Origin of the sequence: Paenalicyclobacillus cellulosilyticus, from assembly GCF_014647315.1 — a bacterium.
Lineage (GTDB): Bacteria > Bacillota > Bacilli > Alicyclobacillales > Alicyclobacillaceae > Alicyclobacillus_J > Alicyclobacillus_J cellulosilyticus.
Window position 1 is genome coordinate 39,113 of sequence record NZ_BMOY01000005.1, and the last position, 15,624, is coordinate 54,736.

Annotated in this window: 20 protein-coding genes; 15 read left to right on the forward strand and 5 right to left on the reverse strand. The window is 66.0% G+C overall.

Annotated elements, in window-relative coordinates:
* Positions 1 to 11: 11 nt before the first annotated feature.
* A complete protein-coding gene (locus IEX97_RS02645; protein ID WP_188880977.1) occupies positions 12 to 626 on the reverse strand; it encodes a superoxide dismutase in 615 nt (204 codons plus the stop codon).
* Positions 627 to 673: 47 nt separating this feature from the next.
* The gene (gene pyrD / locus IEX97_RS02650) at positions 674 to 1,837 is read right to left on the reverse strand and encodes a dihydroorotate dehydrogenase (quinone) (RefSeq protein WP_188880978.1); all 1,164 of its coding nucleotides are present in this window, start codon (positions 1,835 to 1,837) and stop codon (positions 674 to 676) included.
* Positions 1,838 to 2,048: 211 nt separating this feature from the next.
* Between pyrD and IEX97_RS02655 the strand changes: the two genes are divergently transcribed.
* The 11 genes from IEX97_RS02655 (at position 2,049) to IEX97_RS02705 (ending at position 10,633) form a co-directional block, all read left to right on the forward strand.
* Positions 2,049 to 2,330 carry a MerR family transcriptional regulator gene (locus IEX97_RS02655; RefSeq protein WP_188880979.1) on the forward strand — a complete coding sequence of 94 codons (282 nt, stop codon included), beginning with the start codon at positions 2,049 to 2,051 and terminating at the stop codon, positions 2,328 to 2,330.
* A gap of 95 nt (positions 2,331 to 2,425) precedes the next feature.
* Positions 2,426 to 3,550, forward strand: a complete 1,125-nt coding sequence (gene ald, locus IEX97_RS02660) for an alanine dehydrogenase (RefSeq protein ID WP_188880980.1) — start codon at positions 2,426 to 2,428, stop codon at positions 3,548 to 3,550.
* Positions 3,551 to 3,573: 23 nt separating this feature from the next.
* Positions 3,574 to 3,960: a cupredoxin domain-containing protein gene (locus IEX97_RS02665; RefSeq protein WP_188880981.1), complete on the forward strand. Its 387-nt coding sequence runs from the start codon at positions 3,574 to 3,576 to the stop codon at positions 3,958 to 3,960.
* 43 nt (positions 3,961 to 4,003) lie between these two features.
* Entirely contained in the window at positions 4,004 to 4,309 is a 306-nt protein-coding gene (locus tag IEX97_RS02670) for a metal-sulfur cluster assembly factor (RefSeq protein WP_188880982.1), read from the forward strand.
* A gap of 279 nt (positions 4,310 to 4,588) precedes the next feature.
* Positions 4,589 to 5,374: a Fe-S cluster assembly ATPase SufC gene (gene sufC / locus IEX97_RS02675; protein WP_188880983.1), complete on the forward strand. Its 786-nt coding sequence runs from the start codon at positions 4,589 to 4,591 to the stop codon at positions 5,372 to 5,374.
* Positions 5,375 to 5,389: 15 nt separating this feature from the next.
* Entirely contained in the window at positions 5,390 to 6,679 is a 1,290-nt protein-coding gene (locus IEX97_RS02680) for a SufB/SufD family protein (RefSeq protein WP_188880984.1), read from the forward strand.
* 1 nt (position 6,680) lies between these two features.
* Positions 6,681 to 7,913 (forward strand): cysteine desulfurase, encoded by a 1,233-nt coding sequence (locus IEX97_RS02685; RefSeq protein ID WP_188880986.1) that lies wholly within the window; start codon positions 6,681 to 6,683, stop codon positions 7,911 to 7,913.
* A complete protein-coding gene (gene sufU, locus IEX97_RS02690) occupies positions 7,900 to 8,325 on the forward strand; it encodes a Fe-S cluster assembly sulfur transfer protein SufU (protein ID WP_188880987.1) in 426 nt (141 codons plus the stop codon). Before IEX97_RS02685 ends, sufU begins: the two co-directional genes overlap by 14 nt.
* Before the next feature lie 40 nt (positions 8,326 to 8,365).
* Positions 8,366 to 9,763, forward strand: a complete 1,398-nt coding sequence (sufB, locus tag IEX97_RS02695) for a Fe-S cluster assembly protein SufB (protein ID WP_188880988.1) — start codon at positions 8,366 to 8,368, stop codon at positions 9,761 to 9,763.
* On the forward strand, positions 9,763 to 10,068 hold the full coding sequence (locus IEX97_RS02700) for a non-heme iron oxygenase ferredoxin subunit (protein WP_188880989.1): 306 nt from the start codon (positions 9,763 to 9,765) through the stop codon (positions 10,066 to 10,068). Before sufB ends, IEX97_RS02700 begins: the two co-directional genes overlap by 1 nt.
* A gap of 118 nt (positions 10,069 to 10,186) precedes the next feature.
* Positions 10,187 to 10,633: an RrF2 family transcriptional regulator gene (locus IEX97_RS02705; RefSeq protein ID WP_188880990.1), complete on the forward strand. Its 447-nt coding sequence runs from the start codon at positions 10,187 to 10,189 to the stop codon at positions 10,631 to 10,633.
* 63 nt (positions 10,634 to 10,696) lie between these two features.
* On the opposite strand, the gene IEX97_RS02710 is transcribed toward IEX97_RS02705, so the two are convergent.
* Complete coding sequence (locus IEX97_RS02710) at positions 10,697 to 10,975, reverse strand: hypothetical protein (protein ID WP_188880991.1); 279 nt, start codon at positions 10,973 to 10,975, stop codon at positions 10,697 to 10,699.
* A gap of 160 nt (positions 10,976 to 11,135) precedes the next feature.
* Here IEX97_RS02710 and IEX97_RS02715 point away from each other — a divergent pair, with 160 nt between their 5' ends.
* Both IEX97_RS02715 and IEX97_RS02720 read left to right on the forward strand, forming a co-directional pair.
* On the forward strand, positions 11,136 to 11,906 hold the full coding sequence (locus IEX97_RS02715; RefSeq protein WP_188880992.1) for an electron transfer flavoprotein subunit beta/FixA family protein: 771 nt from the start codon (positions 11,136 to 11,138) through the stop codon (positions 11,904 to 11,906).
* A 28-nt stretch (positions 11,907 to 11,934) separates the two neighbouring features.
* On the forward strand, positions 11,935 to 12,915 hold the full coding sequence (locus IEX97_RS02720) for an electron transfer flavoprotein subunit alpha/FixB family protein (RefSeq protein ID WP_188880993.1): 981 nt from the start codon (positions 11,935 to 11,937) through the stop codon (positions 12,913 to 12,915).
* Positions 12,916 to 12,939: 24 nt separating this feature from the next.
* On the opposite strand, the gene IEX97_RS02725 is transcribed toward IEX97_RS02720, so the two are convergent.
* Positions 12,940 to 13,083, reverse strand: coding sequence for a hypothetical protein (locus tag IEX97_RS02725; RefSeq protein WP_188880994.1), 144 nt, complete (start codon positions 13,081 to 13,083; stop codon positions 12,940 to 12,942).
* Between the two features lie 184 nt (positions 13,084 to 13,267).
* Between IEX97_RS02725 and IEX97_RS02730 the strand changes: the two genes are divergently transcribed.
* Together IEX97_RS02730 and IEX97_RS02735 are read left to right on the forward strand one after the other, a co-directional pair.
* On the forward strand, positions 13,268 to 13,576 hold the full coding sequence (locus IEX97_RS02730; protein ID WP_188880995.1) for a hypothetical protein: 309 nt from the start codon (positions 13,268 to 13,270) through the stop codon (positions 13,574 to 13,576).
* Positions 13,573 to 13,965 (forward strand): DUF3886 domain-containing protein, encoded by a 393-nt coding sequence (locus IEX97_RS02735; protein ID WP_188880996.1) that lies wholly within the window; start codon positions 13,573 to 13,575, stop codon positions 13,963 to 13,965. Before IEX97_RS02730 ends, IEX97_RS02735 begins: the two co-directional genes overlap by 4 nt.
* Before the next feature lie 90 nt (positions 13,966 to 14,055).
* Here the strand turns inward: IEX97_RS02735 and IEX97_RS02740 are convergent, their stop codons facing one another.
* Positions 14,056 to 15,489, reverse strand: coding sequence for a class II fumarate hydratase (locus tag IEX97_RS02740; RefSeq protein WP_188880998.1), 1,434 nt, complete (start codon positions 15,487 to 15,489; stop codon positions 14,056 to 14,058).
* Positions 15,490 to 15,624 lie beyond the last annotated feature (135 nt).

The window sequence follows — 15,624 nt, forward strand, 5'->3', positions numbered from 1 at the left end:
GCTGCGCGGCTTCATGCTCCCTTCGCGGCTTCGTAACGGCGGGCGACCTCCGGCCAGTTGACGATGTTCCAGAACGCGGCGATGTACTCGGGCCGCCGGTTCTGGTACTTGAGGTAGTACGCATGCTCCCACACGTCGAGGCCGAGGATGGGGATCTTGCCTTCCATGTACGGGCTGTCCTGGTTCGGCGTGCTGTAGATCTCCAGCTTGCCGTTGTTCAGGACCAGCCAAGCCCAACCGCTGCCGAAACGGCCTGCCGCCGCCTTGGAGAACTCGTCTTTGAATTGCTCGAAGCTGCCGAACGTGCTTTGGATGGCGTCCGCCAACGCGCCTGTCGGCTGTCCGCCGCCGTTGGGGCTGAGGATCTCCCAGAACAGGCTGTGGTTGGCGTGTCCGCCGCCGTTGTTGCGTACCGCGGTCCGGATGGACTCCGGCACGGAATCGATGCCGCGCAGCAGGTCCTCGATGCTCTTGGCCTGCAGGTCCGGGTGACCTTCCAGCGCGGCGTTGAGGTTGTTGACGTAGGTGCCGTGGTGGCGCTGATGGTGAATCTGCATCGTCTGCTCGTCGATGTACGGTTCGAGCGCGTTATACGCATACGGAAGTGCCGGCAGTTGATGAGCCACGTGGATCCCTCCTGGTCAGGGTGTCAAAAGATTGTTACCCCTTTATCTTAGCGAAGGGGACCGAGCTTTTCCAGTTCGCGCGCCGAGGTGCCTCCAGGGCCTTCACCCGGCGCGGCGGTCCGGCTCTTGGCCGTGTCCCTGCCGACGGCGTCGGCGAGGCTTGGCAAGCCGTCCGCAGCCAGGCGCTGTGCCAGCCCGTGCACCAGCTGCCGCACCAGTTGCGGTCCCTCGTAGATGAACGAGGTGTACACCTGCACCAGGCTTGCGCCGGCGCGGATCTTTTCATATGCGTCGTCTGCGGTGAACACTCCGCCGCAGCCGATGATAGGCACCCGGCCGCCGGTCGCCGCATACAACCAACGGATGACTTGCGTCGACCGGTCCTTGAGCGGACGGCCGCTCAGGCCGCCCGGTTCATCCCGGTGCACCGATTTCAGCGGTGGCCGCGCAACCGTCGTGTTGGTCGCGATGAACCCGTCCACGCCCGCGGCCATCAGTTGCCGCGCCAGGGACGATACAGATACCTCATCCAAATCCGGCGCCAGCTTGACCAGCACCGGCGGGCGGTGGGGCATCACCCGGCTCTTCGACGCCTCGTACAGCTCGTCGCGGCGGGCGATGACCGCGCGGACGAGCGGGATCAGCACCGCCTCGTCCTGCAGGTCGCGCAGACCTGGCGTGTTGGGGGAACTGACGTTGATGGCCACGTAATCGGCCAAGTGAAACACCGCCTCCAGGCAGGCGAGGTAATCTTGTGCCGCCTGGTCGTTCGGGGTGTCTTTGTTTTTCCCGATGTTGACGCCCACCACACCTGCGCGCCGCCGTCGCATCAGGTTGCGGCAGACCTGGGCGACGCCCGCGTTGTTGAACCCCATGCGGTTGATGATGGCCTGGTCCTCAAGCAGGCGGAACAGCCGCGGGCGCGGGTTGCCCGGCTGTGGCCGCGGCGTGACGGTTCCGACCTCCACGAAGGAGAACCCGCAGTCGAACAGGCCGTTGACCGCAATCCCGTCCTTGTCCAGCCCGGCGGCCAACCCGAGGGGGTGCGGGAAACGGCGCCCGAACACCGTCTGCTGCAGGGAAGCGGGCGGCGACACCGGCGGGGCCAACAACCGGACGGCGCCGGGCACCGCCGCCAGCGCATGCAGCACGAGGCGGTGGGCGAGTTCCGGATCGAGGCGAAACAAGGCAGAGCGAACCAGCGGGTACATGTCATCCCTCCGTTCCCAGTGTACCACGCGGGCGCCGGCACGTTTCAACTTCCCCAGGCACCGGTACGGCGCGGGACCTCGCGCCGGATACGGACGGGCCATGGTGGGCCATGGATGTGACGGGTGTCACGCCGGACGCGGGCGTGCGGGTGTTATCATAAAAACCAATGGGATGCTCCCGGAACAAGCGTGTGGGCAGGAGGCAAGGGGTGTGACGACGAGATTCAGTTTGGCGGAATTGGCGGAGATGCTGCGCGTGCCGGTCGATGTGGTGCGCGCGGCGGTCGATGACCTGGCGGCCCGCGGCGAGCTCACGGCCGAGTCGTTTACGTTCGCCGGGAGGAACTGGCGTATTGCCCCGAGCGATGTGAAGCGGATTCAAGACCACATCGCCGAAGGCGTGCGGCGCGGCGTCATTCAGATCACGCCGCCGAAGCGCCGGGTCCTGCGCAAGGTGGTGGTCGGGCGGGAAGACCCGCCTTCGCAAGCGTAGTGCGCGCGTTCGCTGATGCTTTCCGCCGCCTTGGCACACAATGAGGATGAAGCGTCTTCCTGCATGAACGAGGCGCGGGGAAGGGGATGGGTCCTGTGGTCATCGGGGTGCCCAAGGAACGGAAAGACAGCGAGCACAGGGTGGCCCTCACGCCGGCAGGCGTCCATCAATTGGTGCAAGCCGGCCATCGGGTCGTGTTGGAGGCGGGCGCGGGCCAAGGCAGCGGCTTTGCGGATGCGGATTACGCGGCTGCCGGCGGCGAGGTGGTTGCCAGCGCGGACGAGGTCTGGCAACGCGCGACGATGGTGATGAAGGTCAAGGAGCCGGAGCCGGAAGAGTACGGGTATTTTCGGCCAGGGTTGGTGTTGTTCACGTACTTGCACCTGGCGGCGGTGCCCGCCCTCGCCAAGGCGCTCCTCGCTGCCGGGGTGACCGCCATCGCGTACGAGACGGTGCAACTCGCCGACGGCAGCCTGCCGCTGTTGTCGCCGATGAGCGAGATCGCGGGACGGATGTCCATCCAGATTGCGGCGCACTTTTTGGAGAAGGCGCACGGCGGCCGCGGCGAACTCTTGGGCGGGGTGCCGGGCGTGCCGCCGGCCCGGGTCGTGGTGGTCGGCGGCGGCATGGTGGGGATGAACGCCGCCCGCATCGCCGTCGGCCTCGGGGCGCAGGTGACGGTGCTGGACACGAACCTCGCCCGCCTGCGAGAATTGGATCAGATGTTCGGCGGCCGCGTGCGCACCGTCATGTCCAACCCGTACAACCTCCGGGCGGAGATCGCGGGGTGCGACGTGCTGGTGGGCGCCGTGCTCGTGCCCGGGGCGCGGGCGCCGAAGATCGTCACCACCGACATGGTGGCCGGCATGAACCCGGGCGGCGTCGTGGTGGACGTGGCCATCGACCAGGGCGGGTCCATCGAGACCATCGATCACGTCACGACCCACTCCCGCCCGGTGTATGAGCGGTGCGGCGTGCTGCACTACGCGGTGGCGAACATCCCGGGCGCTGTACCGCGGACGGCGACGTTGGCCCTCACCCACGTCACGGTGCCGTACGCGCTTTGTTTGGCGAACCTCGGGGTGGAAGCGGCCGCGCGGCGCGATCCGGCGCTCGCCAAAGGGATCAACACCATGCGCGGCCGGGTGACCAACGAAGCGGTGGCCCGTTCGCTCGGCCTGCCGTACACACCGTGGACGGAGGTCGTCGACGCGGGCTGACGGGAGAGGGAGGAGAAACCAGGATGCCAAGGGGAGGTACGTGGCTCGCGCTCGCCGGGGCGGCCGTCCTGTCGGCAGGATGCGGCGCCCAGGGCGGGGGCGGGACACCCGCGGACCAGGTGCCGAAAGACGCGCAGGTGGTGCACGTGACCGCGACCGATTGGAAATGGCAACTCGACCGCACCTCGGTTCAGGCTGGCCGGCCGGTCGATTTTGTCGTACAGTCGAAGGAGGGGACCCACGGGTTCTCCATCGTCGGGACCAACATCAGCCAAGCGGTGACGGCGGGCGACGCCCCGGTGCACGTGGTGTGGACACCGGAGCATCCTGGCCGTTACGTCATCCGCTGCGACATTTTCTGCGGTGCCGGCCACGACGATATGTTTACGTCCATCACCGTCACGCCGTAATGTCCAAGGTCATGTCCAGGGTGCCGAAAGGAGGCGTCGTGCCATGGTGACGGAAGAGCAAGTCCGCGCTGTATTGACCGATGTCCTGGACCCGGAGATCCAGATTGACATCGTCAACCTGGGGATGGTGTACGGAATCGACATCTCCGAGGACGGCAAAAAGGTCAAGGTCACGATGACGTTGACCACGATGGGTTGTCCGGCGTACGATTTTTTGCGGGACCAGATCGTCGAAAAGGTGAAGCAGCTCGGGGTCGAGGACGTCGAGGTCGAATTGACCTTCGATCCCCCGTGGAACAAGGACATGATGTCGGAAGAGGCCAAACTGGTCTTCCGCTACCTGTTCTGAACGAGATTTCCGTCATGGCGCGCGGCTTGGCGGGTCAGCCTGAGGGCAGGCGGTCTGTCCGGGATGCGTTGGACGCGTCCGGGATTCCGCCTTTCGGCTGCACCGCGGGCCGCGTTTGCATTTTCCACAGAGTGTGGTAATGTTATACCTGAAAACATGACTCCAAAAGTCAACTTTACCGGTGGCCGGCGACGGCCCTGGGTGCGGCCGGACAGAGAACTTCCGGACACCGTACCGTACGAGCGCATCCGGACAGGGAACGGAGAGGTTGATGCCGATATGTCATCCCCGGTGTTGAAGATTGAAGACCTGCACGTCAGCGTGGACGGGAAAGAGATTGTCCGCGGGCTGGACCTCACGGTCAAGGGTGGCGAGATCCATGCCATCATGGGGCCGAACGGGACAGGCAAGAGCACCCTCGCGGCGGCGTTGATGGGTCATCCCCGCTACGAAGTGACGGGGGGCCGCGTCACCCTGGACGGCGAGGACATCCTCGCCATGTCGGTGGATGAGCGGGCGCGCGCCGGTTTGTTTTTGGCGATGCAGTATCCGGCGGAGGTGCCGGGCGTTTCGAACGCCAATTTCCTGCGCACCGCGCTCAACGCCCGGTTGGGCGAGGGCAACGAGATCCCGGTCATCAAGTTCCACCGCATGCTGCAGGAGAAGATGAAACAGCTGGGCATCGACCCGTCGTTCGCCGAGCGGTACTTGAACGAAGGGTTTTCCGGCGGCGAAAAGAAGCGCAACGAGATCCTGCAGTTGGCGATGCTCAATCCCCGCATCGCCATCCTCGACGAGATCGACTCGGGACTGGACATCGACGCATTGCGGATTGTGGCCGATGCGGTCAACGCGGTGCGGTCGCCGGAACGCGGGTTCCTCATCATCACCCACTATCAGCGGCTGTTGGAATACATCGTGCCGGACCACGTGCACGTGATGATGCAAGGCAGGATTGTCAAATCGGGGGATCGCGAACTGGCGCGTGAGCTTGAGCGCAAAGGGTACGACTGGCTCAAGCAGGAACTGGGCATCGTCGACGAGACGGTCGGCGCCGAGGTTTGAGGGGAGGGATGGGCCGTGGCAGAACAAGCAGCAACCGTTTCTCTGTCGTTGGTCGACGGCCTCTGCGACCGCTACCAGGAGCCGGAGTGGTTGCGGAGCGCGCGCCAGGCGGCGTTTGCGCGCTTCGTCGCCCTCCCGTCCCCGCGGCTCGAGAAGACGGACCTCACGCGCCGGGTGTGGAACGCGGGGCCGTTCCCGGCGGCGGTGGGGACGGACGGGCTGGACGAAGTGGCCGGCCTCCTCAGCGCCCTGGGCGATGCTCCGGCGGTGGTGGTCCGCGACGGCGTGGTGCTTCGCGCGCACCTGCCCGCGGACTTGGCGCGCCGGGGGGTCATCTTCACCGATCTGCACACCGCGGTGCGCGACCATGAGAACCTGGTGCAGGCCGCGCTGTTTCAGGCGGTGGATGCGGAAGAGAGCAAGTGGGCGGCGTTCAACGCCGCGCTGTGGCACGGCGGCGTCTTCTTGTACGTGCCGCGGCATGTCGAGATCGACGCGGTGTTCCAATTTGTGTACATCCACACCGCCGTGGGTCAGGGTGCGCTGCCGCGGGCGCTCGTGGTGGCGGAGGACAACGCCAAGTTCGCGTACAGCGAGCTGTACGTTGCCGCGGGCGACGTGCCGGGGGACGTGGTGCACAGCGGCGTGACCGAGGTCATCGCCAGACCGGGGGCTCGGGTGACGGCGGCGGTGTTGAGCCACTTGCGCAAGGGACCGACCCACTTCATCACGCGGCGGGCCAAGGTGGATAAGGATGCCCACGTCGATTGGGTGTTCGGCGACGTGGGGGACGGCTTCACGGTGGCGTTGATTGAAAGCCGGCTCCTCGGCGACGGGTCCCGCTCGACGCTCACCGGTGTGGGGTTGGGCTTCGGCCGCCAGCACCTCGATCTCACCGCGAGCATGGTGCACAGCGGGCGGTACTCGGAGAGCGACATGAACCTGCGCGGCGTGGTGCGCGAGCGGGCGAACGCCGTGTACCGGACGCGCACCCACATCGTCAAAGGGGCACGGGGAGCCGGCGCGGAACAGGCGGACCGCATGCTGGTGCTCGATCCGACGGCCCGTGCGGACGCCATCCCGATGCTGCTCATCGATGAAAACAACGTGCAGCGCTGCGGTCATGCGGCGAGCGTGGGCAAGATTGACGAGAACCAGGTCTATTACCTGATGTCGCGCGGCATCCCGCGAGCAGCGGCGCAGCGGATGATCCTGTGGGGTTACTTGGAGCCGGCGGTGAATGCCATCCCGTCGCCGGCCATGCGCGAGCACTTCCGGGCTCTGCTCGACAAGGAGTTGGTCTGACATGGACGTCGCGGCGGTGCGCCGAGACTTTCCGATCTTGCAGCAGACGGTCAACGGCCACCCTCTGGTCTACCTGGACAACGCGGCGACGTCCCAGAAGCCGCGCCCGGTCATCGAGGCCATCCGCCACTACTATGAGACGTACAACGCCAACGTCCACCGCGGCGTGCACACCCTCGGCACGAAGGCGACCGAGGCGTACGAGTTGGCGCGCGAGAAAGTGGCGCGGTTCATCCATGCGCCGTCGGCGGAGCAGGTGATCTTCACGCGCGGGACGACCGAATCCATCAACATGATTGCCTACGGCTTCGCCAGGCCGCGGCTCGGCCCGGGCGACGAGATTGTGACCACGGCGGCGGAGCACCACAGCAACCTGGTGCCCTGGCAGCAGGTGGCGCGCGCCACGGGTGCGGCGCTCAAGTTCATCCCGCTGCAGCCGGACGGCACCATCTCCCTCGACGACGTGCGGCGGACGGTGACGCCGGCGACAAAGCTGGTGGCCATCGCGCACGTGTCGAACGTGCTCGGCACCATCCATCCGGTGCGGGAGATCGCCGAGATCGCGCATGCGGCGGGTGCCGTGGTGGTGGTGGACGGCGCGCAGAGCGTGCCGCACCTGCCGACCGACGTGCAGGCGATGGACTGCGACTTCCTCGCCTTTTCCGGGCACAAGATGTGCGGCCCGACCGGGATTGGCGTCCTGTACGGCAAGCGCAAGTGGCTGGACGAGATGGAACCGACGTATTTCGGCGGCGAGATGATTGACGTCGTCGAATTGCATCAATCGACGTGGAAGGAGACACCGTGGAAGTTTGAAGGCGGTACGCCCATCATCGCCGGGGCCATCGCCCTCGGGGTGGCGGTCGATTACCTGACCGGCATCGGGATGGAGGCCATCCGTCAACACGACCGCGCCTTGACGGCCTACGCCTTGGAGCGCCTCCGGCGTGTGGAGGGGATCACCGTCTACGGCCCGGCGCGGGCCGAACAGCGCGGCGGTCTGGTGACGTTTAACCTGGAAGGCGTCCACCCGCACGACCTGGCGACGGTGCTCGACGCGGAAGGCATCGCCATCCGCGCCGGACACCACTGCTGCCAGCCGCTGATGCGCTGGCTCGGCGTGCCGGCGACGGCACGGGCCAGCTTTTACCTGTACAACACCGAGCAAGACATCGACGCGCTTGTCAACGCCTTGCAGACGGCAAAGGAGTTTTTCCACCATGCAATTGGATGACCTGTACCGGCAGGTGATTATGGACCATTACCAACACCCGCGGAACGTGGGTGAGCTGGCGGCGGACGCCATCACCGTCGACCTGCGCAATCCCAGTTGCGGCGACGAGATCAAGCTGCAGCTGCAGGTCAAGGACGGCGTCGTCACGGACGCCCGTTTCCGCGGCAGCGGCTGCTCCATTTCGATGGCGTCCGCCTCGATGATGACGGAAGCCGTCAAGGGATTGCCCATCGCCGAGGCGTTGGCGCTTTCCCGGTCGTTTCGCGCCATGATGCGCGGGGAGGAGCCGGATCGCGATTTGGGGGACTTGGAGGCGCTGCAGGGGGTCTCCAAATTCCCGGCGCGCATCAAGTGCGCCACGCTGGCGTGGCAGGCGTTGGAGAAGGCAGTGCGGCCGCAACCGGCGGAGTGACGGTGCGGCCGACATGTGAGGCCAAAAGGGGGTCTTTTCGATGGCGAAGACGTTGCCTGAACTGGGTGAGTACCAGTATGGGTTTCGCGATAAGGACATCTCGGTCGTCAAGCTGGAAAAGGGTCTTTCGCGCAAAGTCGTCGAGCAGATCTCGATGATGAAAAACGAGCCGGGTTGGATGACCGATTTCCGCCTGCGCGCCCTGGAGATCTTCTACCAGAAGCCGATGCCGACCTGGGGCGGTGACCTGTCGGAGCTCAACTTCGACGACATCACGTACTATGTCAAGCCGACGGAGCGCAAGGGCCGTTCCTGGGACGAGGTGCCGGAGGAGATCAAGCGGACGTTCGACCGCCTGGGCATTCCGGAGGCGGAGCAGAAGTTCCTGGCGGGCGTCTCGGCGCAGTACGAGTCGGAGGTCGTCTACCACAACATGCGCAAAGACCTGGAGGAGATGGGCGTCCTCTTCTGTGACACCGACACGGCCCTGCGCGAGTATCCTGAGATCTTCAAGGAGTACTTCGGCACGGTGGTGCCGCCGGAGGACAACAAGTTCGCGGCCCTCAACTCGGCGGTGTGGTCGGGCGGCAGCTTCATCTACGTGCCGAAGGGCGTCAAGTGCGAGATCCCGCTGCAGGCGTACTTCCGCATCAACTCGGAGAACATGGGCCAGTTCGAACGGACGCTCATCATCTGCGACGAGGACAGCTTCGTCCACTATGTCGAGGGCTGCACCGCGCCCATCTACAGCACGAACTCGTTGCACAGCGCGGTGGTCGAGATCATTGTCAAAGACCGGGCGCGTTGCCGCTACACGACCATCCAGAACTGGGCGCCCAACATTTACAACCTGGTGACCAAGCGCGCCGTGGCGTACAAGGACGCCACCATGGAGTGGGTGGACGGGAACATCGGGTCGAAGCTGACGATGAAGTACCCGAGCGTGTACATGGTGGGCGAGGGCGCCAAGGCGATGGTGTTGTCCATTGCGGTCGGCGGACGCGGCCAGCACCAGGATGCGGGCGCGAAGGTCGTCCACCTGGCGCCGAACACGACGTCGACCATCGTCTCCAAGTCCATCAGCAAGCAGGGCGGGAAGACGACCTACCGCGGTCTGGCCAGCTTTGGTCCCAACGCCCGCGGCGCCAAGGCGAACATCAAGTGCGACACGCTCATCCTCGACGAGAACTCGACGTCGGACACCATTCCGTACAACGAGATCATGAACGACGACGTGACGCTGGAGCACGAGGCGTCGGTGTCGAAGGTCAGCGAGGAGCAGCTGTTCTACCTGATGAGCCGCGGCATTCCCGAAGAGGAAGCGACGCGGATGATTGTCATGGGGTTCATCGAGCCGTTCACCCGTGAGCTGCCGATGGAATACGCGGTGGAGATGAACCGCCTCATCAAGTTCGAGATGGAAGGGTCGGTCGGCTGATGGCCTGGGTGCGCGTGGCGGCGCTCGCCGAACTTCCGGTCGGCGGCATGAAACGGGTGACGGTGGACGGCGAGGAGATCGCCATCTACCGCCTTCCGGACGGCTTGTACGCGACCTCCGACGTGTGCACCCATGCCGGGGAGTCGCTGACGGCCGGCCGTCTGGACGGCCATGTGGTGGCGTGTCCGAAACACGGCGGCAAGTTCGACGTCCGCACCGGGGCAGCGGTGGCTTTGCCATGCGTGATCCCGCTTGCGACCTACGCTGTCGAGGTGCGCGGCGAGGACATCTACCTGGATGTCTGATGCGCGGCCGGCTGACCCGTTCCGTCCGCAGGCGGTTTTGCCTGCCATCCGGTGCCGGGAGAGCGGGATGGTCCCGGTCGCGTGGCCCCGGCGCATGCGCCGGAGTGGAGGGATGACCATGAAGGTGTCGCAACGGACCGAATACGGCCTGCGGGCGATGGTGGCCATCGCGGCGGCGGCCGGGACGGACCACCCGGTGCCGCTGCGGGCCATCGCCGAAGCCGAAGGGATCCCGGAACAGTTTCTCGACCAGATTGTTGCGCAGCTGCGGCGCGCCGGTTTCGTCAAGAGCGTGCGCGGGGTCAACGGCGGCTATATGCTGAGCCGCCCTGCGGCGGACATCTCGGTCGGCGACCTGGTGCGGGTGTTGGAAGGGTCGCTTGCGCCCATCGGCTGTATCCGGGAGGAGGTGGCGGCAGAGGAGTTCTGCGGCCGTATTCGCAAGTGCCACACGCGCAACGTGTGGTTGCGGGTGATGCAAGCGGTGACGCGCGCGCTCGACTCCATTTCCCTCGCGGACGTGATGATGGACGAGGTGGCGGTACAGGAAGTGGGCGGTTCGTGAGCGGCAGGGCGACAGCCCGCGCGGACAAACCGGCGGATAGCCGGCCGGCGCGGGCTGCCTTTTTTACTGAAACCCGAGATCCACTTTCGGGAGCTCCTGAATCTGGCGTAACGCGGCGTCGCGCAAGCGGCAGTAAGAAACGTATTCCTGGTACGCTGCCTCGACTTCCGGGTGGCGGCGCCGGAGTTCCGGATCGACCACGATATGCTGTTCGTCCTGGTCATAGGAGATGTGGAGGCTGGGGTTGTAACCCAGGTCACGCAGCGTGTTCAACAACCTCGACAGACAGTCGTTGACGGCCAGGTGCGCGTTGCTCCATTCATCGGATCGGATCACGTGCATGAGGAATCCATCCTTTCGCAAGGCACTTTCGCCTCAGACTGCGCGAAGTGTTGCGCCTGTCATGGCGGGAATGTTTTTCCCGCTGTTATGATCAGTATAATCTACGGTGCGACCGGCTGCCAGTATGTCACAGGCGCGGCGCCGGGAAGGGGCGTGTGGCGTGAACATCCTGGTGTGCGTCAAACAGACGTTCGACACAGAGGAGCGGATTGTGATTGAAGACGGCATCATCCAAGAAGAGGGTGTCCGGTTCGTCGTCAACCCATACGACGAGTACGCCATCGAAGAAGCCATCCGGCTCAAGGAAGCGCACGGGGGCGAGGTGACGGTGGTTTCCGTCGGCCCGGAGCGGGCGGAGGAGGCGCTGCGCACGGCGTTGGCGATGGGCGCGGACGAGGCCATCCTCGTCGACGACCCGCGCGCGCGCGCCGACGAAGCGGCGGTCGCCACGGTGTTGGCGGCGGTGGCGCGGCAAAAGCCGTACGACCTCATCCTGGCGGGAAATTACGCGGTGGACGACGGGTCCGGCCAGGTGGCCATCCGCCTGGCGGAGTTGCTCGGTTGGCCGTATGTGGCGACGGTCATCCGGCTCATGGTCGCGGACGGCCGCGCCACGGCCCATCGGGACGCCGAAGGGGATATCGAGGTGGTGGCGGCGCCGCTGCCGCTCGTCATCACGGCGCAACAAGGATTGAATGAACCGCGCTATCCATCGCTCCTCGGCATTCGCCGGGCGGCGAAGAAGCCCATCGCCCGCCTCAGGCTGTCCGACCTGGGGTTGGCGGCGACGGATGTGGCTCCGTACACCGAGGTCGTCGCGACGTTCGCCCCGCCTGCCAAACAACCTGGCCGCATCTTGTCGGGCACGCTCGACGAGCAGGTCGCGGCGCTGGTCGACGCCCTCTGCCGTGTGGAACGCGTCGTGTCCTGAGAGAATGCCGGGAGAGGAGGACCTGACGATGGCGCGCAACGTGTGGGTGGTGGCGGACATCCGCCAGCAGAAGTTGCGCCAGGTGACCTTTGACATGCTGGGCGCGGCCCAGCGCATGGCGGAAGGCGGCCGCGTCACCGCCATGCTCATCGGCCACGGCGTGGCGGAACTGGCGGCAGGTCTTGGCGATCACGGTGCAGACGAGGTGTGGGTGGCCGACGCGCCACAGCTCGCGTCGTTCGTTCCGCGGGCGTATCTGCGTGTGCTGGCGGAGGCCGCTTCGCGCCAGACTCCGGACGTGGTGCTGTTCGCTCATTCTGCCGTCGGTAAGAGCTTGGCGCCTGCGTTCGCTGTGCGCATCGGCGCCGGCCAGGTGTCGGACGTGACGAGCATCGACACAGAGGACGGCCGGCTGGTGTTCACCCGGCCCATCTACGCCGGCAAGGCGCTGACGAAGGTGGTGTTCATCCGCGGGCCGATGGTGGTGACGGTGCGGCCCAACAACCTGCCGGCGTCCACGGGGGGAGCCGGCAAACCAGGCCGCATCGTACCGCTCGCGGTGCCGCTGCAACCGGACGACCTGGTGACCCTGGTGCAGGAGGTGGTCCAAAAGACGCGCGCCGGGGCCGACCTGACCGAAGCGAGGGTCATCGTCTCCGGCGGGCGCGGGGTGCAGAGCGCGGAAGGGTTTCAGCCGCTCTATGAGCTGGCCGAGGTGCTCGGGGGCGCCGTCGGCGCATCGCGCGGTGCTTGTGACGCCGGGTACTGCGACTACGCGCTGCAGATTGGCCAGACGGGAAAGACGGTGACGCCCGACCTGTACATCGCATGCGGCATCTCCGGCGCCATTCAGCACATCGCGGGCATGTCGGGCAGCAAGGTGATTGTCGCCATCAACAAGGACCCGGAGGCGCCCATCTTTCAGATTGCGGACTATGGGATTGTCGGCGACCTGTTCGAGGTGGTGCCGCGTCTGACCCAGGCGTTCCGCCAGGTGTTGGGGCGGTAACCTGTTCGCGCACGGGCGAAGGCGTCACCGCCCGCCCACCCATGCGGTCAGTGCTGCGGCTGCCTGCGGGGCCCCGGGCACCGCGGGGAACGGCGGTTGTGGCCGAAACGTCTCGATGGCCACGATGATGAGCGCAATCACGAACACGGCCCACATGACTTTCTTCAAACCGAATGCCCTCCTTTTCATCCGCATCTCATCCGTGCGGCGGACAGCGTTCGCCGGCGGCCGCGGCCGCATCGCGCGGCCGCACCGCTCCCGCGGACGCCGCCGGATGGATGTACGTGCTGTTTGTTATTGTAACAAACCTGCCGCCAGGGCATAAAACCGGCGGCTTTGCGAGGCGATGGCGATGGATCCGCTCGATTGGGTCCACCAGTGGGACGACTACGAGATGGTGATGTATGCCCGGGCGGACGGAGAGGATCCGGGCATCTACATGCAGGTGTCGCAGCGGCGCCAGGTGGACGGGGCCGAGGAGTGGGAGGTGCTCTACGAACGCAAGCTTGCCGACCTCTATCCAGACCTCCCGGAAGCTCCGGGTTCAGAGGCGTGGGAAGAGGCGCAGCTGCGCACTCACCTGCACCGCCGCCCGCAACTCGTGGCGGAAGAAAAGGCGTATCTGGCCGCATGGCTGGCGCAAGGCGGGGTGGGATCATGAGCAAGCGCAAGCGGCCTGCCCGTCGGAGGGATGATGCCGGTCTGGACAAGCCCGCCTATGCGGCGGACGGGGTGGCGTCGCGGGCGCAGGCGGACAACCCGGCGGGCATCACCTTCCATGACTTGGTGGGCGAGAGGGTCGCCAAGCAGCTGGAGGATCTGCGGCGGCAAATGGAAGCCGAGGCCACGCCGCGCGGCCCCGCGCAGGCAAGGCACCGGGACCGGCCTGCCGGACTGCCCGAGCAACAAGCGGCAAAAGGCCGGCCCGCTGCGGCCGGGGCGGACGACGAGCCGTCCTTCGCCGAGCTGTTCGATCCGAACGACGATGAGGAAGCCTCGTTCGCCGATTTGTTGGCCAACACCAACCTGGACTGGCGCAAGTTCAAGTGACGGGGACACGGTGCTGCGATGCAGCGCAAAGCGGCCGTCTCCGCCCGCACGGGACGCTCGTGCGCAGCATCCGTGCGACTCACGTGCGACTCAGTCGGCCGGTTCGGCGCCTACGCTTGGCGCCAGGGTTCGCGGCACCACCCTGGAGAGGGCGTCGACGTCCAGCACGCGGTCGGCGACGGCGGCATCGATGCCGAGCGCCAAACACGCGTCGCGCAGGCTCGTGCCGTCGGCGAGCGCGCGTTTGACCACCTGCGCGGCCTGGTCGTAACCGATGGTGGTGTTGAGCGCGGTCGCAAGCGCCAACGAGCGCTCCGCGTACGCCCGGCAGCGCGCCGCGTCGGCGCGGATACCCAGCACGCACCGTTCGGTGAAGGCGTCCACGGCGGTGGTGAGGATGGTGATCTCGTGCAGGAAGTTCGCGGCCATCACGGGCATCATCACGTTCAGTTCCAGCTGTCCCGCGCCGCCCGCCAAGGCGATGGTGGTGTCGCAGCCCTGGACTTGGTAGGCGACCATGTTCAACATCTCCGCCATCACCGGGTTCACTTTCCCCGGCATGATGGATGACCCAGGCTGCACCGCCGGCAGCTCGATTTCCGCCAGCCCTGTCCGCGGCCCGGAGGCGAGCAACCGCACATCGTTCGCGATCCGCTGCAACGCCAGGGCCAGGTTGCGCAGCGCGCCGCTGACATAAACCACTTCATCCGGATTTTGGTTGAATGCGAACGGGTCCTCCGCCAGGCGGAAGGCAAAACCGGTCTTTTCCGCGACCTTGCGGACCGCCACCTCCGCAAACCCGGGCGGTGCGTTGATGCCCGTCCCCACCGCGTTGCCACCGAAGCCGAGCCAAAGCAGGTTCGCGGCGGCCTGTTCAATCCAGGCCCGGTGGCGTTCGACATTGTGCGCCCATGCTCCGAATTCGTCGCCGAGCCGAAGCGGCACGGCGTCCTGCAGGTGGGTGCGCCCGGCCTTCACGATATGGGAGAATTCGGCCGCTTTGCCGCGCAGCGCCGCCGCCAGGCGGCGCAAGGCGGGATCGAGCCCGTGCGCAAGCAATTCCAATCCGGCGATGTTCATGGCGATATGGAACGTGTCGTTGGTCGACTGCGAGCGGTTGACGTCGTCGTTCGGATGGACCAGCCGCACGTCACCGCGCTCACCGCCGAGCAACTCCGCGGCCCGGGCCGCGATGACCTCGTTGGCGTTCATGTTCTGCGACGTCCCGGCGCCCGCTTGGTACACGTCGACCACAAACCAATCGTCGAGACGCCCGTCCATCACCTCGTCGGCCGCGCGGCAGATGGCGTCCGCTTTGGCGGGTTCCATCACCCCGAGCTCTTTGTGCGCGGCTGCCGCGGCCCACTTGACGATGCCTTGGGCGCGGATGAACGACCGTGGCAACCTCAGGTGGCTGATGGGGAAGTTATGCAGGGCGCGCGCGGTCTGCGCCCCGTAATACGCGTCCGCCGGTATGGAGATCTCACCCAAAGCATCCCGGACAATCCGCTGTGGTCGTTCCATCTTCCACATCGCCCCTCTTGACCGCCCCGACGTGCGGGGTGTGGTGATGTCTTCCAAATCATGATGAGCCTTCGCGTACCATCTCATACCCATGCGGCATCGGTTGCGCACCGGCGCTGGCGGCGCTACAGTGGG

Coding starts and splice junctions, on each gene's coding strand:
- IEX97_RS02740 (WP_188880998.1), bottom strand. CDS start 15,489: ATGGAACGACCACAGCGGATTGTCCGGGATGCTTTGGGTGAGATCTCC.
- IEX97_RS02705 (WP_188880990.1), top strand. CDS start 10,187: ATGAAGGTGTCGCAACGGACCGAATACGGCCTGCGGGCGATGGTGGCC.
- IEX97_RS02735 (WP_188880996.1), top strand. CDS start 13,573: ATGAGCAAGCGCAAGCGGCCTGCCCGTCGGAGGGATGATGCCGGTCTG.
- IEX97_RS02710 (WP_188880991.1), bottom strand. CDS start 10,975: ATGCACGTGATCCGATCCGATGAATGGAGCAACGCGCACCTGGCCGTC.
- IEX97_RS02700 (WP_188880989.1), top strand. CDS start 9,763: ATGGCCTGGGTGCGCGTGGCGGCGCTCGCCGAACTTCCGGTCGGCGGC.
- IEX97_RS02730 (WP_188880995.1), top strand. CDS start 13,268: ATGGATCCGCTCGATTGGGTCCACCAGTGGGACGACTACGAGATGGTG.
- sufU (WP_188880987.1), top strand. CDS start 7,900: ATGCAATTGGATGACCTGTACCGGCAGGTGATTATGGACCATTACCAA.
- IEX97_RS02670 (WP_188880982.1), top strand. CDS start 4,004: ATGGTGACGGAAGAGCAAGTCCGCGCTGTATTGACCGATGTCCTGGAC.
- IEX97_RS02720 (WP_188880993.1), top strand. CDS start 11,935: ATGGCGCGCAACGTGTGGGTGGTGGCGGACATCCGCCAGCAGAAGTTG.
- sufC (WP_188880983.1), top strand. CDS start 4,589: ATGTCATCCCCGGTGTTGAAGATTGAAGACCTGCACGTCAGCGTGGAC.
- IEX97_RS02685 (WP_188880986.1), top strand. CDS start 6,681: ATGGACGTCGCGGCGGTGCGCCGAGACTTTCCGATCTTGCAGCAGACG.
- pyrD (WP_188880978.1), bottom strand. CDS start 1,837: ATGTACCCGCTGGTTCGCTCTGCCTTGTTTCGCCTCGATCCGGAACTC.
- IEX97_RS02665 (WP_188880981.1), top strand. CDS start 3,574: ATGCCAAGGGGAGGTACGTGGCTCGCGCTCGCCGGGGCGGCCGTCCTG.
- sufB (WP_188880988.1), top strand. CDS start 8,366: ATGGCGAAGACGTTGCCTGAACTGGGTGAGTACCAGTATGGGTTTCGC.